Source organism: Pseudomonas sp. B707 (assembly GCF_022496685.1).
Lineage (GTDB): Bacteria > Pseudomonadota > Gammaproteobacteria > Pseudomonadales > Pseudomonadaceae > Aquipseudomonas > Aquipseudomonas paraglycinae.
In genome coordinates, this window is sequence record NZ_WTVE01000023.1 from 189358 (window position 1) to 211145 (window position 21788).

18 protein-coding genes are annotated in these 21788 nt (G+C 61.9%); 9 read left to right on the forward strand and 9 right to left on the reverse strand.

The window, feature by feature from the left end; translation table 11 throughout:
• Positions 1-80: 80 nt before the first annotated feature.
• The 8 genes from phaZ to GQX66_RS11340 all read right to left on the reverse strand — a co-directional run bounded on the left by phaZ (position 81) and on the right by GQX66_RS11340 (position 10476).
• Positions 81-935 (reverse strand): poly(3-hydroxyalkanoate) depolymerase, encoded by an 855-nt coding sequence (phaZ, locus tag GQX66_RS11305; protein ID WP_007952412.1) that lies wholly within the window; start codon positions 933-935, stop codon positions 81-83.
• Between the two features lie 155 nt (positions 936-1090).
• The gene (phaC, locus tag GQX66_RS11310) at positions 1091-2770 is read right to left on the reverse strand and encodes a class II poly(R)-hydroxyalkanoic acid synthase (protein ID WP_039772445.1); all 1680 of its coding nucleotides are present in this window, start codon (positions 2768-2770) and stop codon (positions 1091-1093) included.
• Between the two features lie 258 nt (positions 2771-3028).
• Entirely contained in the window at positions 3029-3400 is a 372-nt protein-coding gene (locus tag GQX66_RS11315) for a DUF971 domain-containing protein (protein WP_102718297.1), read from the reverse strand.
• Positions 3401-3477: 77 nt separating this feature from the next.
• Positions 3478-4815, reverse strand: a complete 1338-nt coding sequence (gene hslU / locus GQX66_RS11320) for an ATP-dependent protease ATPase subunit HslU (RefSeq protein ID WP_007952406.1) — start codon at positions 4813-4815, stop codon at positions 3478-3480.
• 55 nt (positions 4816-4870) lie between these two features.
• On the reverse strand, positions 4871-5401 hold the full coding sequence (hslV, locus tag GQX66_RS11325) for an ATP-dependent protease subunit HslV (protein ID WP_003196958.1): 531 nt from the start codon (positions 5399-5401) through the stop codon (positions 4871-4873).
• A gap of 258 nt (positions 5402-5659) precedes the next feature.
• The gene (locus tag GQX66_RS11330) at positions 5660-6376 is read right to left on the reverse strand and encodes an SPOR domain-containing protein (RefSeq protein WP_039772438.1); all 717 of its coding nucleotides are present in this window, start codon (positions 6374-6376) and stop codon (positions 5660-5662) included.
• Position 6377: 1 nt separating this feature from the next.
• On the reverse strand, positions 6378-8114 hold the full coding sequence (argS, locus tag GQX66_RS11335) for an arginine--tRNA ligase (RefSeq protein WP_085746411.1): 1737 nt from the start codon (positions 8112-8114) through the stop codon (positions 6378-6380).
• A 142-nt stretch (positions 8115-8256) separates the two neighbouring features.
• Complete coding sequence (locus tag GQX66_RS11340; RefSeq protein ID WP_102686851.1) at positions 8257-10476, reverse strand: primosomal protein N'; 2220 nt, start codon at positions 10474-10476, stop codon at positions 8257-8259.
• Between the two features lie 328 nt (positions 10477-10804).
• On the opposite strand from GQX66_RS11340, the gene rpmE reads away from it, so the two are divergent.
• The 3 genes from rpmE to GQX66_RS11355 all read left to right on the forward strand — a co-directional run bounded on the left by rpmE (position 10805) and on the right by GQX66_RS11355 (position 13300).
• Complete coding sequence (gene rpmE, locus GQX66_RS11345; RefSeq protein WP_007952398.1) at positions 10805-11023, forward strand: 50S ribosomal protein L31; 219 nt, start codon at positions 10805-10807, stop codon at positions 11021-11023.
• 41 nt (positions 11024-11064) lie between these two features.
• Positions 11065-11847 (forward strand): thermonuclease family protein, encoded by a 783-nt coding sequence (locus GQX66_RS11350; protein WP_085746413.1) that lies wholly within the window; start codon positions 11065-11067, stop codon positions 11845-11847.
• 184 nt (positions 11848-12031) lie between these two features.
• Entirely contained in the window at positions 12032-13300 is a 1269-nt protein-coding gene (locus GQX66_RS11355; RefSeq protein WP_007952395.1) for a malic enzyme-like NAD(P)-binding protein, read from the forward strand.
• Positions 13301-13650: 350 nt separating this feature from the next.
• Here the strand turns inward: GQX66_RS11355 and GQX66_RS11360 are convergent, their stop codons facing one another.
• Complete coding sequence (locus GQX66_RS11360) at positions 13651-16098, reverse strand: penicillin-binding protein 1A (RefSeq protein ID WP_240868936.1); 2448 nt, start codon at positions 16096-16098, stop codon at positions 13651-13653.
• Between the two features lie 217 nt (positions 16099-16315).
• Between GQX66_RS11360 and GQX66_RS11365 the strand changes: the two genes are divergently transcribed.
• Genes GQX66_RS11365 through aroK form a run of 6 tightly spaced genes read left to right on the forward strand, consistent with a single transcriptional unit; the run spans position 16316 to position 21703 of the window.
• A complete protein-coding gene (locus GQX66_RS11365) occupies positions 16316-17380 on the forward strand; it encodes a pilus assembly protein PilM (protein WP_085746416.1) in 1065 nt (354 codons plus the stop codon).
• Positions 17380-17946, forward strand: coding sequence for a PilN domain-containing protein (locus GQX66_RS11370; RefSeq protein WP_007952387.1), 567 nt, complete (start codon positions 17380-17382; stop codon positions 17944-17946). Before GQX66_RS11365 ends, GQX66_RS11370 begins: the two co-directional genes overlap by 1 nt.
• Positions 17943-18566 (forward strand): type 4a pilus biogenesis protein PilO, encoded by a 624-nt coding sequence (pilO, locus tag GQX66_RS11375; protein ID WP_085746418.1) that lies wholly within the window; start codon positions 17943-17945, stop codon positions 18564-18566. Before GQX66_RS11370 ends, pilO begins: the two co-directional genes overlap by 4 nt.
• Positions 18563-19087 (forward strand): pilus assembly protein PilP, encoded by a 525-nt coding sequence (locus GQX66_RS11380; RefSeq protein WP_007952383.1) that lies wholly within the window; start codon positions 18563-18565, stop codon positions 19085-19087. Before pilO ends, GQX66_RS11380 begins: the two co-directional genes overlap by 4 nt.
• 14 nt (positions 19088-19101) lie before the next feature.
• A complete protein-coding gene (gene pilQ / locus GQX66_RS11385) occupies positions 19102-21180 on the forward strand; it encodes a type IV pilus secretin PilQ (protein ID WP_240868939.1) in 2079 nt (692 codons plus the stop codon).
• A gap of 4 nt (positions 21181-21184) precedes the next feature.
• On the forward strand, positions 21185-21703 hold the full coding sequence (aroK, locus tag GQX66_RS11390) for a shikimate kinase AroK (protein WP_045121685.1): 519 nt from the start codon (positions 21185-21187) through the stop codon (positions 21701-21703).
• Positions 21704-21788 lie beyond the last annotated feature (85 nt).

A 21788-nucleotide genomic window follows, 5' to 3' on the forward strand; every position in this document is an offset into this window, starting at 1 on the left:
GTTGCTGCCTGCGTGGCCTCCTGCCACGCACCTGTCCAGACGCGTTGCAAAACGCTGTCCATAAATCCGTGCCGGGACGGTTATCCGCCCAGCGGTGTCGGGTGCGGATGCATCACCGCACGCTGACGTTCCTCCTGGAGGAATTTCATGATGATCGGCGCCACCGCCTCGGCCCGGGTAATCAGGAACAGATGCCCGTCGTCGATGATGTGCAGCTGCGCGTTGGGGATTCGCCAAGCGAGCATGCGCATGTTGATCAGCGGGATCAGCGGATCGTCATCGCCGGCCAGCACCAGCGTCGGCTGGTGGATCTTGTGCAGCCAGTGAATGCTGGTCCAGCCCAGGCCCGCGAACAGTTGCCAGTAGTAACCGAGCTTGCCCGCCGAACGCACCTTGGCCGCATGGCTGGCGGCGAGTGTCGGATCGCGGCGGAACGAGCCGCCGTAGATCATCGGGGCGATGCGGATCACATGGGACGGCTGGATATAGCGCCGCGGGCTGGCCATCATCCACAGCACTTTCGGCTTGCCCGGCACCATCACCGCACCGGCGGCGGTCGCCGCCAGCACCAGCTTCTTGCAGCGCTCGGGATAGTCGTAGGCAAACTGCTGCGCCAGCGCGCCACCCCAGGACACGCCGATCACGTTGACCTGTCCGTAGTCGAGGTAATCGAGCATCCGTGCGGTGAGTTTCGCCAGTCCCGGAAAGCGATACGGTCGGCTCGGCGTCGAGGAACCGCCGACACCGGGCACGTCGAAGGCGATCACTTCCAGGTCCGGATCCAGCGCCGCGACAAAAGGAAACACCAGCTCCAGGTTGGCGCCGATGCCGTTGAATATCAGCAAGGGCGTCAAGTGAGGCTTGCCGGGGCGGACCGCCGTACGGATAGTCTGGCCATCCAGCTCGACAGTTCGAAAGATGAACGGGTGCGGCATGCTTCAAGGCCCTGTGGGTCGATCTTTATGTCAGCCTCAATCCCCTGTGGGAGCGAGCCTGCTCGCGATAGCGGTGTATCAGTCAGCACATTGTTCCGGCTGTCGACGCCATCGCGAGCAGGCTCGCTCCCACAGTGTGGGGCGAGGTGTGTCGGTTACCGCTCGTGAACGTAAGTGCCCGGTGAAGCTTCGCCTGCCGGATACGCTTTGTTGCCCAGCTTGGTCGGCGCCTTTTTCAGCTCGCCCGAGCGCGCGGCCTGCCATGCCTGCCAGTACAACCACCAGGAGTCGGCGTGTTTGGTCGAGTTTTCCTGCCAGTCATCGGCATTCGCGGTCATTTCATCGCTGGTCATGTAGCGCGATTTCGGGTTGCCCGGCGGGTTCAGAATGCTCTGGATATGCCCGCTGCTGGACAGCACGAATTCGACCTTGCCACCAAACAGCTGCGCCGACTTGTAGCAGGACTTCCACGGGGTAATGTGGTCGTTGGTGCCGGCCAGCGAGAAGATGTCGGCGGTTACCTGCTTGAGGTCAATCGGCGTGCCGCACACTTCCAGTGCATTGGGGCGGATCAGTGGGTTGTTTTTGAACATCTCGATCAGGTCGCCGTGGAACGCCGCCGGCAGTCGAGTCGTATCGTTGTTCCAGAACAGGATGTCGAACACCGGCGGCTCGTTGCCGAGCAGGTAGTTGTTGACCCAGTAGTTCCAGATCAGATCGTTGGGGCGCATCCAGGCGAAGACCTTGGCCATGTCTTTGCCTTCGAGCACGCCGGCCTGATACGAATGGCGCTTGGCGGTCTCCAGGGTCTGCTCGTCGACGAAGAGCGCGACGTCGCTGTCCAGCGTTGTATCGAGCACGCTGACCAGCAGGGTCAGGGCGTTGACCTTGTTCTCGCCGATCGCCGCGTAGTGGCCGAGCAGGGCGGTGCAGGTGATACCGCCGGAGCAGGCACCGAGCATGTTGACGTCCTTGCTGCCGGTGATCGCGGTGACCACGTCGACCGCTTCCTTCAGGGCTTCGATGTAGGTCGAGAGGCCCCACTCACGCTGTTCCTTGGTCGGGTTGCGCCAGCTGACGATGAAGGTCTGCACATTGTTGCGCAGGCAGAAACGCGCCAGGCTCTTGTCCGGGCTCAGGTCGAATACATAGAACTTGTTGATCTGCGGCGGCACCACCAGCAGCGGGCGCTCGTGCACCTGCTCGGTGATCGGCTTGTACTGGATCAGTTCCAGCACATCGTTGCGAAACACCACCGCGCCTTCGGTCACGCCAAGGCTCTTGCCGACCTCGAACGCGCCCATGTTGACCTGGCTCGGCATGCCGCCGTTGTGCACCAGATCCTTGGCCAGATGCGAGAGGCCGTCGAGCAGGCTCTTGCCGCCGGTCTCGAAGAAGCGTTTGACCGCTGCCGGATTGGCTGCCGTGTTGGTCGGGGCCATGGCCTCGGTCATCAGGTTGATCACGAAGTGGCCACGCGCGATGTCCTTGGGCGAGAGGCTGCTGTCGTCGATCCAGGCATGGAGTTCCTTGCGCCATGCCAGGTAGGTTTGCAGATAACGTTTGTACAGCGGGTTCTGACTCCACGCCGGATCGACGAAGCGACGGTCATCGCCTGCCGGTTGCAGGTCGGATTTGCCGAACAGCACGTTCTTCAGTTCGAGGCCGAACTGGGTGACGTGTTTGACACTATGGATCGGTTGTTTGATGGCCTGGGTCAGCACCATTCGAGCAGAGGCCAGCAGATCCTTTCCGCGAAGCCCAACGACAGGATTCAGCCCCAGGGTGTTTTCCGAGGCCTGGTACTTCAAATCATCGTTATTCTTGTTACTCATCTACGACGCTCCATTGTCCTGAGACGAGTACCCGGTTTTCTGCTGTGCAGTTCCACAGCCAATGCCAGGTACTACTGCTCGGGTGACCGTTGATTCTGCATAGCTGCTTTACAGTCGTAGAGCACTGCAGGGAACTTGCCAGTTCCATTGGTTACCCGAGATTGATTTTTTTCGCAAGCAGCCGATCCCGGGCCGCTTTAGCGGAGCATTCAAACAGATGAATCTAGAAAATGCCCTCTAAACAGTCCAGGGCGCGGACTAGAGCATCAGCTTGACGACGGACTGGTCCGGGTCGCGGGTTTTGCCGGCGGCTTTGAGCTCGGCCAGATAATCCGCCCAGAGTGCGTCATAACGTCGCCCCAGCTCGTACAGATAATCCCAGGTGAACAGACCGCTGTCGTGACCGTCGTCGAAGGTCAGTTTCAGTGCGTACTGACCGGCCGGTTCTACCTTGGTCAGGCCGACGTTCAGCTTGCCGAATTGCAGGATCGGTTTGCCGTGGCCCTGAACCTCGGCGGAGGGGGAATGCACGCGCAGGAATTCGGCGGGCAGGGTGTATTCCTCGCCGGACGCGTATTTGAGCGACAGGGTTTTCGAGGCTTTGTGCAGTTTGATGTCGGTGGGAAGCATAGAAAAAAGCCTTTAGCTGCAAGCTACAAGCGGCAAGCTTAACTCAGCTTGCCGCTTGTAGCTCGGAGCTGGCAGCTCTACAGAATATAACGGGACAGGTCTTCGTTCTGCGCCAATTCGCCCAGGTGGCTGTTGACGTATTCGGCGTCGATCTGGATCGCCTTGTCGTCGTGGGCGCTGGCCAGATCGCCGGCACTGAACGACACCTCTTCCAGCAGGCGCTCGAGCAGCGTGTGCAGGCGACGGGCACCGATGTTCTCGGTCTTCTCGTTGACCTGCCAGGCGATTTCCGCCAGACGCTTGATGCCTTCCGGCTGGAACTGGATGTTCAGGCCTTCGGTTTTCAGCAGCGCGCAGTACTGCTCGGTGAGCGAGGCGTGCGGTTCGCTGAGGATGCGTTCGAAGTCCTGCGGGCTCAGGGCCTTGAGTTCGACGCGGATCGGCAGACGACCTTGCAGCTCCGGCACCAGATCGCTCGGTTTGCTCAGGTGGAACGCACCGGAGGCGATGAACAGGATGTGGTCGGTCTTGACCATGCCCAGCTTGGTGTTGACGGTGCAGCCTTCGATCAGCGGCAGCAGGTCACGTTGCACGCCCTCGCGGGACACATCGGCGCCGCCGACATTGCCGCGCTTGGCGACCTTGTCGATTTCGTCGATGAACACGATGCCGTGCTGCTCGACCGCTTCCAGAGCCTTGGCCTTCAACTCTTCTTCATTGACCAGGCGACCGGCTTCTTCGTCGCGTACCAGCTTCAGCGCTTCCTTGACCTTGAGCTTGCGGGCCTTCTTCTTGCCCTTGCCCATGTTGGCGAACAGGTTCTGCAACTGGTTGGTCATTTCTTCCATGCCCGGAGGCGTGGCGATTTCGATGCCGGCCATTTCGGCGACTTCGATCTCGATTTCCTTGTCGTCCAGCTGGCCTTCGCGCAGGCGCTTGCGGAACAGTTGGCGAGTGTTGGAATCCTGGGTCGGCGCTTCTTCGTTGCTGAAACCCATGCGTGCCGGTGGCAGCAGGGCGTCGAGGATACGGTCTTCGGCGGCGTCTTCGGCACGGTGGCGAACGCGGGTCATTTCCTGCTCGCGCAGCATCTTGATCGCGGCGTCGGCCAGATCACGGATGATCGATTCGACGTCACGGCCGACGTAGCCGACTTCGGTGAACTTGGTCGCTTCGACCTTGATGAACGGTGCGTTGGCCAGCTTGGCCAGGCGACGGGCGATCTCGGTTTTACCGACACCGGTCGGGCCGATCATCAGGATGTTCTTCGGGGTCACTTCAACGCGCAGCTCTTCAGGCAGCTGCATGCGGCGCCAGCGGTTGCGCAGGGCAATCGCGACGGCGCGCTTGGCATCGTCCTGGCCGATGATGTGGCGGTTGAGTTCGTGGACGATTTCGCGGGGAGTCATGGACATAATAATTGACGGTCCTCAAGCAGAAACAAGCCGTGGCACAGGGGCCGCGTCAGGCTTATTCAGCGAGATCCTGCTCCTCAATGGTCTGGGTGTGGTTGGTGAATACACAGATGTCGCCGGCGATGCCGAGAGCGGTCTCGACGATTTCGCGGGCCGACAGGTCGGTCTTCTTCAGCAGCGCGCTGGCGGCGGCTTGCGCGTAGGCGCCACCGGAACCCATGGCGATCAGGCCGTCTTCGGGTTCGACCACGTCACCGTTGCCGGTGATGATCAGCGAGGCGTCCTTGTTGGCGACCGCGAGCATCGCTTCGAGGCGGCTCAGGGAGCGGTCGGTGCGCCATTCTTTGGCGAGTTCGACGGCGGCGCGAACCAGGTGACCCTGGTGCTTTTCAAGCTGGCCTTCGAAACGTTCGAACAGGGTAAAGGCGTCGGCGGTGGCACCGGCGAAACCGGCGATGACTTCGCCGTGGTACAGGCGACGAACTTTCTTCGCGTTGCCTTTCATCACGGTGTTGCCGAGAGAAACCTGGCCGTCGCCGCCCATGACGACTTTGCCGTGGCGGCGGACTGAAACGATGGTGGTCAAGGGAAGAGTCTCCACACTGCGGGGCGAAAATGCCTTATGCCCATTCATATGGGGGTGGTGGAGAGGATTTCAACTGCGGGGCGGGAGAGGGGACGAGCGGTGGTTTGCAAGTGATCGCTCCCACGCAGAGCTACATGATCGTTCCCACGCTCCGCGTGGGAATGCCTCAATGGACGCTCCGCGTCCCTGCGGCAAGGGACGCGGAGCGTCCCGGGCTGCATTCCCACGCAGAGCGTGGGAACGATCGGTGGGGGAGGATCAGCGGCTCTGGCGTTGTTGTAACAACAGGTTGCTGAAGCCCGCGCCCGCCAGTTGTTTCTGGGCGGTGGTCAGCTGTTCGCGGTTGCTGAACGGGCCGACCAGTACGCGGTACCAGGTTTCATCCTTGACCGTCCCGGACTCAACCGCGACCGCCTGGCCGAGCAGAATGATCTGCGCGCGGACCTTGTCGGCATCTGTCTCTTTGCGGAACGAGCCGGCCTGCAGGAAGAACTTGGTCACCGGTGCAGCCTTGGTCACCGGTGGCGCTGGTGGCGGGGTGATCCCGGCCAGTGCAGCCTGTGCGCGTGCGGTGTCGATTTTTGCCGCTTCCGCCGGGGTCACCGGCGTGGTCGGGATTGCCGGCACTTGTGGCGTCGGCAGGGTTTTCTCCGGCACGGCATCAGGCGGCACGATCACTTCCGATTCCGGCAGCAGGGTGTAGAAGTCGTACTTCGGCTTCACCGGTTGCGTCGGGCTCGGCGGGGTCTTGTTGGCCTCGGCGATCTTGCTGGCTTTCTGTTGTTGCTGTTGCTCGACCTTCTCGCGCTTGACCGTGTCGCTGCCCTTGCCCGGCTCCAGTTTCATCAGGAACACGATGAACGCGCCGACCGTCAGGCCGATGGCCATCCACAGCCAGCCCGGAATCGGCTGCTTCGCTGGAGCTTGGTAACGGCTGGCGCCACGCTTGGGTGCAGGTTTTTTCTTGGCAGCCAACTTACATGCGCTCCAGGGTTTCCAGGCCGAGCAGTTCCAGGCCTTGCTTGAGGGTACGGCCGGTCAGCGCGGCAAGGCGCAGACGGCTTTGCATTTGTGCCGGGGTGTCGGCGGCGAGGATCGGGCAGTTCTCGTAGAAGCTGGAGAACAGACCGGCCACGTCGTACAGGTAGGTACACAAGGTATGTGGCGTGCCCTTTTCCGCAACGTTGTTCAGCACTTCACCGAACTGCGCCAGTTTGGCTGCCAGTTCCTGCTCGTGCGCGGCTTCGAGGACGATCTGGCCGTCGACTTCGCTGAAATCCTTGCCCAGTTTGCGGAATACGCCGGCCACGCGGGTGTAGGCGTACAACAGGTATGGCGCAGTGTTGCCTTCGAAATTGAGCATCAGGTCGAAGTTGAAGCTGTAGTCGCTGGTGCGGTGCTTCGACAGGTCGGCGTACTTCACCGCGCCGATGCCGACCACTTTGGCGATCGCGCGCAGTTCGTCTTCGGCCAGTGTCGGGTTTTTTGCCTTCACCAGGCTGTAGGCACGTTCCTGCGCTTCGGTCAGCAGGTCGATCAGCTTCACGGTGCCGCCGTCACGGGTCTTGAACGGACGGCCGTCGGCGCCGTTCATGGTGCCGAAGCCCATGTGCTCCATTTCCATCGGATGGGTCACGAAACCGGCCTTGCGCGCCACGGCGAACACTTGCTGGAAGTGCAGGGCCTGACGCTGGTCGACGAAGTACAGCGCACGGTCTGCCTTCAGCTTGCCGCTGCGGTAGCGCACGGCCGCCAGGTCGGTGGTGGCGTACAGGTAGCCGCCGTCAGCCTTGACGATGATCACCGGCAGCGGCTCGCCTTCGGCGTTCTTGAATTCGTCGAGGAACACGCACTGGGCGCCGTTGCTTTCGACCAGCATGCCGGCGGCTTTCAGGTCGTTGACCACGTTGATCAGGTCGTCGTTGTAGGCGCTTTCGCCCATCACGTCGGCCATGGTCAGTTTGACGTTGAGCAGTTCGTAGATCTTCTGGCAGTGCGACAGCGAGATGTCCTTGAACTTGGTCCACAGCGCCAGGCACTCGGCATCGCCAGCCTGCAACTTGACCACCAGACCACGGGCGCGGTCGGCGAATTCCGGAGATTCGTCGAAGCGTTGCTTGGCGGCGCGGTAGAAGTTTTCCAGGTCCGACAGTTCGTCGCTGGTGATCGGGTTTTCCTGCAGGTACGCCATCAGCATGCCGAACTGGGTGCCCCAGTCGCCGACGTGGTTCTGACGGATCACGGTGTCGCCGAGGAATTCGAGTACCCGCGCCACGCCGTCGCCGATGATGGTCGAGCGCAGATGGCCGACGTGCATCTCTTTGGCGAGGTTCGGTGCCGACAGGTCGACCACGGTGCGTTGCGCCGGGCCGGCCTTGCGCACGCCAACGTGAGCGTCGGCCAGTGCGGCGTCGAGGCGCGAGGCCAGCGCTTGAGTGTTCTGGAAGAAGTTGATGAAGCCGGGCCCGGCGATTTCGGCCTTGGTGACGTTCTCGTCAGCCGGCAGGGCGGCGATGATTTTCTCCGCCAGGTCGCGGGGCTTCATGCCCGCAGGCTTGGCCAGCATCATCGCGATGTTGCTGGCGAAGTCGCCATGGGTCTTGTCCCGGGCGTTTTCCACCTGGATCGCCGGCGTCAGGCCTTCAGGCAACACACCTTCGTTGACGAGTTGGGTGAGGGCTTGTTGGATCAGCTGGCGAATGGTGTCTTTCATGGTCTTCTCTTTCGACCGCAAGCGCGGCGGCGCATCGATGCGCGGGTGGAAAAACTGGGCATTATCCGTTGCGAAGACGGGCTTGCCAACCTTAGCAGGCAGGATGTGGATGTGTGGTGACAATTCGGCCGGTTTTGCCCGGTCAGTACAGATCCACCGGATCGACATCCAGCGACCAGCGCACCGCACGGCCGCTTGGCATCTGCTCCAGTACCAGCAGCCAGCTCGCCAGCAATCGGTGCAGCGGCGCCCGGGCCGTGGCCTGCAACAGCAGCTGCGCGCGGAAGCGTCCGGCCCGGCGCTCCATCGGCGCTGGCACGGGTCCCAACAGTTCAATGCCGGTCAGGTTCTGTTCGACCAGCAAACGCTCGGCCTCGCTGCACGCCTCATCAAGAAAGCCTTCGGCCTGCCCCGGCTTGTGCGCTTCGGCGCGCAGCAGGGCGAGGTGGGCGAACGGCGGCAGGCCGGCGGCGCGGCGTTCGCTCAGGGCCTGCTCGGCGAAGGCGAAGTAACCCTGCTCGGTCAGTTGCACCAGTAAAGGATGGTCTGCGAGGTGGGTCTGGATGATCACCTTGCCCGGTTCTTCCGCCCGCCCGGCCCGGCCGGCAACCTGCACGATCAACTGCGCCATGCGCTCGCTGGCGCGGAAGTCACCGGAAAACAATCCGCCGTCGGCATCGAGGATCGACACCAGCGTCACTCGAGGGAAGTGGTGACCCTTGGCCAACATCTGGGTGCCGACCAGAATGCACGGCTGGCCTTTCTGGATCGTGGCGAACAGCTGGTTCATCGCGTCCTTGCGCGACGTGCTGTCACGGTCGACGCGCAACACCGGATAGTCCGGGAACAGAATCGCCAGCCGTTCCTCGGCCCGCTCGGTACCGGCGCCCACGGGCCGCAGATCGACCTTGTTGCACTTCGGGCACTGGCGCGGCACGCGCTCGACGTAACCGCAGTGGTGGCAGCGCAGTTCGCCGTAGCGCTGATGCACGGTCATCCGCGCATCGCAGCGCTGGCATTCGGACATCCAGCCGCAATCGTGGCACAGCAGAGTCGGGGCAAACCCCCGGCGGTTGAGGAACACCAATACCTGCTGGCCGGCGGCGAGGGTCTGGCCGATGGCTTGCTGCATCGGCCCGGAAATGCCGCTGTCCAGTGGACGGCTTTTCACATCCAGACGCAGGAAACGTGGCTGCTTGGCGCCGCCGGCACGTTCGTTCAGGCGCAGGAGTCCGTAGCGGCCGGTGTAGGCGTTGTGCAGGCTTTCCAGCGATGGCGTCGCGGAGCCGAGCACGATCGGGATGTTTTCCTGCCGCGCCCGCACCAGCGCCAGATCCCGCGCGTGATAGCGCAGGCCTTCCTGCTGTTTATAGGAGCCGTCGTGTTCTTCATCGATGATGATCAGCCCCGGATTTTTCATCGGGGTGAACAGCGCCGAGCGGGTTCCGATAATAATGTCGGCCTCGCCGTCACGGGCGGCGAGCCAGGCATCCAGACGATCACGATCGTTGACCGCCGAGTGCAGCAGGGCGATGCGGGCGTTGAAGCGTTGTTCGAAACGGGCGAGGGTCTGCGGGCCGAGGTTGATCTCCGGAATCAGCACCAGCGCCTGCTTGCCGGCCTCGAGGGTTTCGCGGATCAGCTGCAAATAGACTTCGGTCTTGCCGCTGCCGGTGACCCCGGCGAGCAGGAACGCGTGATAACTGTCGAACCCGGCGCGGATCGCCTCGTACGCGGCGCGCTGCTCGCTGTTGAGCGGCAGTTCGGGCTGGGCCAGCCAGTGTTCATGGCGCGCGCCGGGGGCGTGGCGGCGCACTTCGACTTGCACCAGATCCTTGGCCAGCAGCAAATCGAGGCTGTCCTTGCTCAGCATCAGTTTGCTCAGCAACTGATGGGCGACGCCGTGAGGATGCTGGGCCAGCGTCGCCAGGGCTTCGCGTTGGCGCGGGGCGCGAGCGATGCGCGGGTCATCGAGGCTGGCGCCGGGGGCGGCGGACCAGAAGCGTTCCTGTCGCGCCTCGGCCAGTTCGCCCTGGCGCAACAGCACCGGCAGCGCCCAGCTCAGCGTGTCGCCGAGGCTGTGCTGATAGTACTGAGCCGTCCACAGGCATAGCTTGAACAGCGCCGGCGGTAGCGGAGCGGTGGCGTCGAGCAGGGCCAGCGCCGGTTTGAGCTTTTCCACCGGCACTTCGCTGGTGTCAGTGACTTCCACCAGAATCCCGATCATCTCCCGCCGACCGAACGGCACCCGCAGGCGCATGCCCGGTTGCAACTGCGAACGCAGCACGCCGGCCGGGGCCCGATAGTCGAACAGGCGGCGCAGGGGCGAAGGCAGGGCGAGGCGCAGAATGGCGTCGGGCACGCGGAGGATTCTCATAGGCGGGGCGGTGGAGAAGGCCGGGAGCCTAGCAGACGGTCGGTCCTGTGTCCTCCATCAGGAAAGCGTTCAAATGTTGACGAGTGGATTTTGGCGTCAGGCAAGGCGCTACGACGACTCATAGCTTGCTATGGGGAGGAGTAGCAACGCAGCCTGACGTCAAAAGACGCCGTCAACATTGAACAGTCTTTTCTGATGGAGGGCACCCCTGACAGCTTGCGTGATCGGGATTGTCTGGTAGAATCCGCGGCCTAATTACGTGCGGTATTCAACAATCGTGTTGGATGGCGGCACGCCAGCTGAGGAAAACACCATGAAAGCCGATATCCACCCGAATTACCCAGAAGTTGCAGTAACTTGCAGCTGCGGCAACAAGTTCGAAACCCGTTCGACCTTCGGCAAAGCCCTGGCGATCGACGTTTGCAATGAGTGCCACCCGTTCTACACCGGTAAGCAGAAGACTCTGGACACCGGTGGTCGCGTTCAGAAGTTCGCCGACCGTTTCGGTGCTTTCGGCGCGAAAAAGGCCTAAGGCCCTTCATTCTGGAAAACCTCAGCGGCTTTTCCGGTCTGATGAAAAAGGCGTCCCTTGCGGGCGCCTTTTTTGTGTCCGCGATTTGGCTCTCCTCCGTTCAGGCCTTCTGCCCGGCGCCGACCGGTCTGGACAGCGCCACGGTTCAGCGGGTGGTCGACGGCGACACCCTGCGCCTGATCGACGGGCGCAATGTGCGGATGATCGGCCTCAATACGCCCGAACTCGGCAAGCAGGGCCGCAGCGACGAGCCGTTTGCAGTGGCCGCGCGCAAGCGCCTCGAAGCCCTGGTCGCCGAGAGCGACGGGCGGGTAGGCCTGCGACTCGGCGTCGAGTCCAGGGACCGTTACGGGCGAACACTGGCCCATGTTTTCAGCGCCAGGGGTGAGAATCTCGAAGCGCAGATGCTCGCCGATGGCCTCGGTTTCCAGGTTTCGGTAGCGCCAAATGTCGATCTGGTCGATTGTCAGCAAGCCGCTGAACGCCGCGCGCGACAGGCCGGGCTTGGCCTGTGGAAACGCTCACCTGTACTGAAAGCGGAGCAGATCGAGCGCTCGGGTTTCGCGCTGGTCAGCGGGCGTGTGAGCAAGGTTCAACGCAATCGCGGCGGAATCTGGATCGAGTTGCAGGACAAGCTTGTACTGCGCGTTGCACCCAATCTGCTGCATCGCTTCGATGGCGCCTCTCTGCAGGCATTGAAGGGCAAGCAGATCGAGGCTCGTGGCTGGGTGGTCGACCGTTCCCGGCGCGGTGGACTGAAATCAGGTCAGGCGCGCTGGTTGCTGCCGCTGACCGATCCTTCGATGCTCCAGCCGTCCCGCTGAATAAAAAGTTGTAGACATTTTTTCTGTCGATTGTGAACAGTCTAACCCTTGTGCGCCGTGGCTCTTGGCCCAAAGTCGTAGGGCAGGGCGCTTGACAGGGGTGACCGGGCAGTCTTGTGGGGACTTTGCGAGGCGCGTATCCTCGCTGACCAGTCTGTCCAACAGTAAAAAGCGGAATGCCAAAATGTCTGATCTGAAAACTGCCGCTCTCGAATATCATGCCAATCCTCGTCCAGGAAAGCTGAGTGTCGAGCTCACCAAGGCCACTGCTACCGCCCGCGACCTGTCGCTGGCCTACAGCCCCGGCGTAGCTGAACCAGTGCGCGAGATCGCCCGCGATCCTGAACTGGCCTACAAGTACACCGGCAAGGGCAACCTGGTTGCAGTCATTTCCGATGGCACCGCGATTCTGGGCCTGGGTAACCTCGGCCCACTGGCTTCCAAGCCAGTGATGGAAGGTAAAGGCGTGCTGTTCAAGCGCTTCGCCGGCATCGACGTCTTCGACATCGAAGTCGACTCCGAAAGCCCGCAAGCCTTCATCGACACCGTAAAACGCATTTCCATCACCTTCGGTGGCATCAACCTGGAAGACATCAAGGCGCCTGAGTGCTTTGAGATCGAGCGCGCTCTGATCGAGCAGTGCGACATTCCGGTATTCCACGATGACCAGCACGGCACCGCGATCGTGACCGCTGCGGGCATGATCAACGCCCTGGAAATCGCTGGCAAAACCCTTGCCGACGCCAAGATCGTCTGCCTGGGCGCTGGCGCAGCCGCCATCTCCTGCATGAAATTGCTGGTGAGCATGGGCGCCAAGGTCGAGAACATCTTCATGGTTGACCGTACTGGCGTGATCCACGCTGGCCGTGACGACCTGAACCAGTACAAGGCTGTGTTCGCTCACCCTACCGAGAAACGCACCCTGGACGACGCCATCGAAGGCGCTGACGTATTCGTCGGCCTGTCGGGTCCGAACCTGCTGAGCGCCGAGCAACTCAAGCGCATGGCGGCCAACCCGATCGTCTTCGCATGCTCCAACCCGGATCCGGAAATCTCCCCGGAACTGGCTCACGCCACCCGTAACGACGTGATCATGGCCACCGGCCGTTCGGACTACCCGAACCAGGTCAACAACGTACTGGGCTTCCCGTTCATCTTCCGTGGTGCCCTGGACGTTCGCGCCAAGCGCATCAACGAAGAAATGAAGATCGCTGCCGCCAACGCCCTGCGCGAACTGGCCAAGCTGCCGGTTCCTCAGGAAGTCTGCGACGCCTACGGCGGTATCTCCCTGGAATTCGGCCGTGAGTACATCATTCCGAAGCCAATGGACAAGCGCCTGATCACCGTGATCTCCGACGCCGTGGCCAAGGCCGCGATCGAGACCGGTGTGGCGACCCTGCCGTATCCGAAGAACTACCCGCTGAAAAGCGTGGATGACGTGTTCAACGGCTAAGTCGTTGTAGCGCTTCATGAAGAGCCCCGCTTTTTAAGCGGGGTTTTTTTGTCCGTGAAAATGCGTTCCAGCTTCAAGGGCGGCCCTCACCCTAACCCTCTCCCAGGGGGAGAGGGGACCGAATGGGGGATATCGATGAGTTACGCCGACGTGAAGGCCCTGCTGTGAATCCATAATCGACTCGGTTATTCAGGTCGACGTACAGCGTCAGACACCTCGGTCAGTCCCCTCTCCCCCTGGGAGAGGGCTAGGGTGAGGGCGGCCTTTGATGTGAAACGCCATTCTCGGTACGACAGAAAACAAAAAGCCCCGCACTTCTTGCGAAGGCGGGGCTTTTTGGCGGATCAGGATCAGAACAAATCGATCGGCGCCTGTTCATCCGCCGGCAGCGGACTGCCCGGAACTGTGCCGTTGCCGATCTCATTGACCGACGGTGGCGTGTCCTCAGCCTTGAACAGCTCGAAGTACGCGCCTGGTGTGCTCGGCGATGCCGCACGACCGCTGACCGGATCCACCCGCAGGCTGAGGATGCCTTCCGGCTCCGGCTGGACGTGCGGCGGCTTGTCCTTGAGCGCGGCGGCCATGTAGTTCATCCAGATCGGCAGTGCCACGGTGCCGCCGAACTCTCGGCGACCGAGGCTTTCCGGCTGGTCGAAACCGGTCCACACGGTGGTCACGTAGTCGGCGTTGTAGCCGGAGAACCACGCGTCCTTGGATTCGTTGGTGGTACCGGTCTTGCCGGCGATGTCGCTGCGGCCCAGGGCCAGTGCGCGACGGCCGGTGCCGAGCTTGATCACGTCCTGCAACATGCTGTTGAGGATGTAAGTGGTGCGGCCATCGACGATGCGCTCGGCGACTGCTGGAGCTTGCGGCACAGCCGCGCTGCCCGGCGCTTCACCCGGAACCGGCGCGGCATTGACGGTAAACGACTCGGTAGCGGGTGCCGCGATGCCATCGGTGGCCGCGCCGCCCTGCGGTACGGTCGGCGGATTGGCGACGAACAGCGTGTCGCCATTGCGGCTTTCGATCTTGTCGATGATGTACGGGGTGATCTTGTAGCCGCCGTTGGCGAAGGTGCTCCAGCCGGTGGCGATCTCCATTGGCGTCAGGGTCGCGGTGCCCAGCGCCAGGGACAGGTTTGGCGGCAGGTCCTGCTTGTTGAAGCCGAAACGGGTGATGTAGTCGATGGTCTTGCCCACGCCCATCGCCTGCAGCAGGCGGATCGAAACCAGGTTGCGCGACTTGTACAGCGCTTCACGCAGACGGATCGGGCCGAGGAAGGTGTTGGTGTCGTTCTTCGGACGCCAGACTTTGTCCAGGTACTCGTCGACGAACACGATCGGCGCGTCGTTGACCAGACTGGCGGCGGTGTAGCCGTTATCCAGTGCGGCGCTGTAGACGAACGGCTTGAAGCTCGAACCCGGCTGACGCTTGGCCTGCATCGCGCGGTTGTAGTTGCTCTGCTCGAAGGCGAAGCCGCCGACCAGCGAACGGATCGCGCCGTTCTGCGGATCCAGCGACACCAGCGCGCCTTGCGCCTGCGGAATCTGGCTGAACTTCAGCGAATTGTTCGGCTGGCGCTGCACGCGAATCAGGTCGCCGATCTGTGCCACATCCGACGGCTGACGCGGCGCGGCACCCATGCTGTTGGTGTTGAGGAACGGGCGTGCCCATTTCATGGTGTCCCATGCCACGTGCTCTTCGCCGGTGCGGGTCAGCACTTGCAGGCCGTTCTTGTCGACCTGGGTGACGATGGCCGGTTCGAGGCTGCTGATGGTGCGTTGCTTGGTCAGTTCGGTGGCCCAGGCTTCGCGGGTCTTGCCCGGCAGGCGCGATTCAGGACCACGGTAGCCGTGACGCTGGTCGTAGGTCATCAGGCCTTCGTGCAGCGCGGTGTTCGCCATTTCCTGGAGGTTGCTCGGCACCGTGGTGGTAACGCGGAAACCTTCGGTATAGGCGTCGCTGCCGTAGCGACCGACCATTTCCGCACGGGCCATCTCGGCGATGTACGGCGCGTTCACTTCCGGTGTCGGCACGTGATAGCTGGCGTTCAGCGGTTCGTTGATCGCGGCGGTGTAGTCGGCCTCGGTGATCTTGCCGAGCTTGTACATGCGGCCGAGGATCCAGTCGCGCCGCTCCTTGCTGCGCGCCGGGTTGGCCAGCGGATTGAAGCGCGACGGGGCTTTCGGCAGGCCGGCGATCATCGCCATCTGCGCCAGGCTGACTTCGCGGATCGACTTGCCGTAATACACCTGTGCCGCCGCCTCGATGCCGTAGGCGCGGTTGCCCAGATAGATCTTGTTCACGTACAGCTCAAGGATCTCGTCCTTGGTCAGCTGGCGTTCGATCTGCAGGGCGAGAAGGATTTCAGTGGTCTTGCGCGAGAAGCTGCGCTCGCTGGTCAGGAAGAAGTTCTTCGCCACCTGCATGGTGATGGTGCTGCCGCCGGACTGGATGTGCCCGCTCTTGACCAGTTGCGTCGCGGCACGCATCAGGCTGCTCGGATCGACGCCATAGTGATTGGCGAAGTTGTCGTCTTCAGCACTTAGTAACGCATTGATGAAATTGGGGGGAATGTCGGCGAAACGGATCGGTGTGCGGCGCATTTCGCCAAATTCTGCGATCAACTTGTTGTCGCTGCTGTAGACCCGGAGCGGAATCTGCAACTGAATGCTTCTCAGCGCCTCCACAGATGGCAAACCCGGACTAAGGTAAAGAAACGCGCCGCTGAGACCTAAAAGCAGTCCGCAGAAAACGGCGACGATGGACCAACCGAAAAGTTTCAGCAGACGAATCAAGGCTTTTGGACATCCACGGCAAAGAATGAATTGGGCGACAGGGTCCCGGCTAACACACAGAACGACCCGCGCCGGCAGTAAAAAGCGGAAAAAAACGCTGGGCATTATAAGCACTTTTCCGCTGGGGGCGTCATTTGCGCTTCTGTCAAGACGGGGCGAGGGAACGCAATGCGCATTACAGAGTCCGTAACTCACGGAAAGTCATAGGGAATTGGTAGTGCTAGGACTCTTCAATAAAAAGGCCAATACGTTACTGGGGATCGATATCAGCTCCACGTCGGTGAAGCTACTGGAGCTGAGCCGTCAGGGGGAGCGCTACCGGGTCGAGGCGTACGCGGTGGAGCCGTTGCCGGCCAACGCCGTGGTCGAAAAGAACATCGCCGAGCTCGAGGGCGTCGGCCAGGCCCTGTCCCGGGTGCTGGTCAAGGCGCGTACCGGGTTGAAAACCGTGGCGGTGGCAGTGGCTGGATCTGCGGTGATCACCAAGGTCATCGAGATGGACGCCGGGCTGTCCGACGACGAGCTGGAAAACCAGCTCAAGATCGAAGCCGATCAATACATTCCCTATCCACTGGATGAGGTCGCCATCGACTTCGAAGTCCAGGGCGTTTCGCCGCGCAACCCCGAACGGGTCAACGTGCTGCTGGCCGCCTGTCGCAAGGAAAACGTCGAAGTCCGCGAAGCGGCGCTTGCACTGGCCGGGCTGACGGCGCGGGTGGTGGATGTCGAGGCTTATGCGCTGGAGCGCTCGTTCGGCCTGCTGGCCACGCAACTGGCCGCGTCACAGGATCGGCTGACGGTGGCCGTGGTCGACATCGGCGCCACCATGACCACCCTCAGCGTCCTGCACAACGGCCGGATCATCTATACCCGCGAACAGCTGTTCGGCGGTCGACAGCTGACCGAGGAAATTCAGCGCCGTTATGGCCTGACCCTTGAACAGGCGGGACTCGCCAAAAAGCAGGGCGGCCTGCCGGACGATTACGTCAGCGAGGTGCTGCAACCGTTTCGCGAGGCGCTGGTGCAGCAGGTGTCGCGCTCCCTGCAGTTCTTTTTCGCCTCCGGCCAGTACAACGCCGTCGACCATATTCTGCTGGCCGGCGGCACGGCGTCGGTGCCCGGGCTCGATCGGCTGATCGAAGAGCGTCTGAACACCCCGACCCAGGTCGCCAACCCGTTTTCCGACATGGCCTTGAGCAGCAAGGTCAACGCCGGGGCCCTGGCGAGCGATGCGCCGGCCCTGATGATTGCCTGCGGGCTCGCGCTCAGGAGTTTCGACTGATGGCGCGGATCAACCTTTTACCCTGGCGCGAGGAGCGTCGCGAAGAGCGGCGCAAACGCTTCCTGCTGGCCTTGACCGGCGTGGTGGTCGGCTCGGTGGGGGCGGTGCTCATTGCCGATCAGATCATCAGCGCCGCCATCGCGCGGCAGGTCGCGCGCAATGACTACATCGGCAAGCAGATCGCCGTGGTCGACGAACGGATCAAGCAGATCAGCGAGCTCAAGGCCCATCGTCAACAACTGGTAGAGCGCATGCGCATCATCCAGGACTTGCAGGGCAACCGGCAGATCAGCGGGCGGATCTTCGATCAGCTGGCGCGCACCTTGCCCGACGGGGTGTATTTCACCGACGTGAAAATGGTCGGCAAGACCCTGTCGATCAGCGGCGCGGCGGAGTCGAACAATCGGGTGTCCGACCTGATGCGCAACCTTGATGCCTCCGACTGGTTCGATGCGCCCAACCTCAATGAAGTGAAAGCCACCACCGCCGGCCAGGTGGATCAGGCCAACGTCTTCCAGCTGACCGTTCGCCAGACTCGACCCCGGATCGAGGAGGACGACCAATGAAGCCGTCCGAGTGGCTGGACAGCCTGCGCAATGTCGATTTCAACGACCTGGACACCAGCAACATCGGCTCCTGGCCGCCAGTGGTCAAAACCCTGGCCGGCGGGCTGTTGATGGTGCTGGTCCTGGCGCTTGGCTATAACTTTTTCATCAGTGACCTGGAGAACCAGCTCGAGCTCAAGCGTGAGGAGGAGGTCACCCTCAAGGAGCAATTCGCGAGCAAGGCGCGCATGGCGGCCAATCTGGAGCTGTACACCCAGCAGATGAAGGAGATGGAAAACTCGTTCGGAGTGTTGTTGCGGCAATTGCCCAGTGATACCGAAGTGCCGGGTTTGCTGGAAGACATCACCCGCACCGGGCTTGGCAGCGGTCTTGAATTCGAAGAGATCAAACTGCTGCCGGAGGTCACCCAGCAGTTCTACATCGAGTTGCCCATCCAGATCACCGTGACCGGGGCCTATCACGACCTTGCCACCTTCGTCAGCGGCGTGGCCGGGCTGCCCCGCATCGTCACCCTGCACGATTTCGAGTTGGCGCCAGCCAATCCCGAAGGCGGGCCGAAGCTGCGCATGAGCATTCTCGCCAAGACCTACCGCTACAACGACAAGGGGCTGCAGAAATGAGCCCGATCCGTTTTATCGCCTTGTCGGCATTGTTATTGATGCTCGGTGGCTGTGGCGGCGATGACTTCAGTGACCTCGACGCCTACATGAATGAAGTGCGCCTGCGTCCGCCGGGCAAGATCGAGCCGACCCCGACCTTCCGCTCCTACCCGACATTCACCTACAGCGCCGCCAACCTGCGCAGTCCGTTTTCACGTCAGCTGCGGGTCGATCTGGCCGGGCAGAAACACGGCTCGCGCGACGTGAAGCCCGATCCCAACCGGGTCAAGCAATACCTCGAAGGTTTCAACATCGAGCAGTTTGAAATGGTCGGCACGATTGCCAACGCCTCCGGTTCCTTCGCTTTGCTGCGGGGGGCGGGCGGGGTTCATCGGCTCAAGGTCGGCGATTACCTTGGGCGCAACGACGGGCGGATCGTTGCGATCAGCGCTTCACAGGTCGAGGTGGTGGAAATCGTTCCGGATGGCCAGGGCGCCTGGCTTGAGCGGCCGCGCACCATTCCTTTGAAAGAGCACTCATAAGTGGAAGTCGAATAATGAACAGGATTTTTTCCACCCTCGGTTTTTCGCTATGGATGGCGCTGCTTTCACCGATGGTACAGGCAGCCAATCTGAAGGCGCTGGACGTCGCGGCACTGCCGGGCGACCGGGTCGAATTGAAGCTGTCGTTCGACGGCCCGCCTCCGCAGCCCAAGGGCTACACCACCGATTCGCCGGCGCGGATCGCCCTCGATCTTCCGGGTGTCGCCAGTCAGCTGACGAGCAAGACCCGTGACCTGGGCAGCGGCAATGCCCGCACGGCCACGGTGGTCGAGGCCAATAACCGGACGCGGCTGATCATCAGCCTGACGCAACTGGCGCCGTACGACACCCGGGTCGAAGGCAATACGGTGTTCGTGGTGGTCGGGCAAGGCAGCAAAGCCGTTGCCCCGCGTACGGCGGCTCGTGCGCCGCGCGCAGCACCTGCGGCAGCGCCGGTCCGCACGTTTGCGCCGACCGCCAGGGCCATTCGCGGCGTCGATTTCCAGCGTGGTACGGCAGGTGAGGGCAATGTGGTCATTGATCTGTCCGACCCGGCCATTGCCCCGGACATTCAGGAACACGACGGCAAGATCATCCTCAATTTCGCGCGTACCCAATTGCCCGAGCCGCTGCGGGTGCGCCTCGACGTCAAGGATTTCGCCACCCCGGTGCAGTTCGTCAATGCCGGTGTCAGCGGTGATCGGGCGACGATCACCGTCGAACCCAGCGGTACTTTCGACTATTCCACTTACCAGACCGACAACAAGCTGACTGTCAGCATCCGGCCGTTGACCGTCGATGACCTGCAAAAGCGCAACGCCGACCGCAACAGCTATAACGGCGAAAAGCTCTCTCTCAACTTTCAGGACATCGATGTGCGTTCGGTGCTGCAACTGATCGCCGACTTCACCAACCTCAATCTGGTGGCCAGCGATACGGTGCAGGGCGGCATTACCTTGCGCCTGCAGAACGTGCCGTGGGATCAGGCGCTGGATCTGGTGCTCAAGACCAAAGGCCTGGACAAGCGCAAGGTCGGCAATGTGCTGCTGGTGGCACCGGCAGATGAAATCGCCGCCCGCGAACGGCAGGAACTGGAATCGCAGAAACAGATCGCCGAACTGGCGCCGCTGCGCCGCGAACTGCTGCAAGTGAACTACGCCAAGGCTGCGGACATCGCCAAGCTGTTCCAGTCGGTCACCAGTGCCGAGGCTAAGGTCGACGAACGGGGTTCGATCACCGTCGATGAACGGACCAACAACATCATTGCCTACCAGACCCAGGATCGCCTCGACGAGCTGCGGCGGATCGTGGCGCAGCTGGATATCCCGGTGCGTCAGGTGATGATCGAGGCGCGGATCGTCGAAGCCAACGTCGATTACGACAAGAGCCTGGGTGTGCGCTGGGGCGGCTCGATCCAGAACAAGGGCAACTGGAACACGTCCGGGGTCAGCAACGGTTCCTCGACCACCATCGGCACGCCGGGCAGCACCAGCACCAACTCGCCGTTCGTCGACATGGGCACGGTCAACAACACCTCCGGGATCGGCATCGCGTTCATCACCGACAACGTCTTGCTCGACCTTGAGCTGACCGCGATGGAGAAGACCGGCAACGGCGAAATCGTCTCGCAGCCCAAGGTGGTCACCTCCGACAAGGAAACCGCGAAGATCCTCAAGGGCACCGAGATTCCGTATCAGGAAGCCAGCTCCAGCGGCGCTACGTCGGTGTCCTTCAAGGAGGCGTCGCTGTCGCTGGAAGTGACGCCGCAGATCACCCCGGACAACCGCATCATCATGGAGGTCAAGGTCACCAAGGACGAACCGGACTACCTGAACAAAGTGCAGGATGTACCGCCGATCAAGAAAAACGAGGTCAACGCCAAGGTGCTGGTGAACGACGGCGAGACCATCGTGATCGGGGGCGTTTTCTCAAATACTCAGAGCAAGGTTGTAGATAAGGTGCCATTTCTTGGCGATGTGCCGTATCTTGGCCGCCTTTTCCGGCGTGATGTGGTTTCGGAGAAAAAATCCGAGCTGCTGGTATTTCTCACTCCGCGTATCATGAATAACCAGGCGATTGCTGTGAGTCGTTGATTCTGTGCGAAATTTGATTCTTGTAGGACCGATGGGGGCTGGAAAAAGCACCATCGGCCGATTACTGGCCAAAGAGCTGCGCCTGCCGTTCAAGGATTCCGACAAGGAAATTGAACTGCGTACGGGCGCCAATATCCCGTGGATCTTCGACAAGGAAGGCGAGCCCGGCTTTCGTGACCGTGAGCAGGCGATGATCGCAGAGCTGTGCGCGTTCGACGGCGTGGTGCTGGCGACCGGTGGCGGCGCCGTGATGCGCGATGCCAACCGCAAGGCCCTGCACGAGGGCGGGCGCGTCGTGTATCTGCACGCCTCCGTCGAGCAGCAGGTCGGCCGCACCTCTCGCGACCGCAACCGGCCGTTGCTGCGCACCGCCAATCCGGAGAAAACCCTGCGTGACCTGCTGGCGATCCGTGATCCGCTCTATCGGGAAATCGCCGATCTGGTGGTGGAAACCGACGAGCGGCCACCGCGCATGGTCGTGCTCGATATTCTCGACCGCCTGCAGCAACTTCCGCCCCGTTAAAGCGCCGCACGAAATGCGCTATCCTCGGCGACCTGTAATGGCCGCCAAGGGTTGTGGCGGATGGCGTGCGAGTGGCGTCACACCA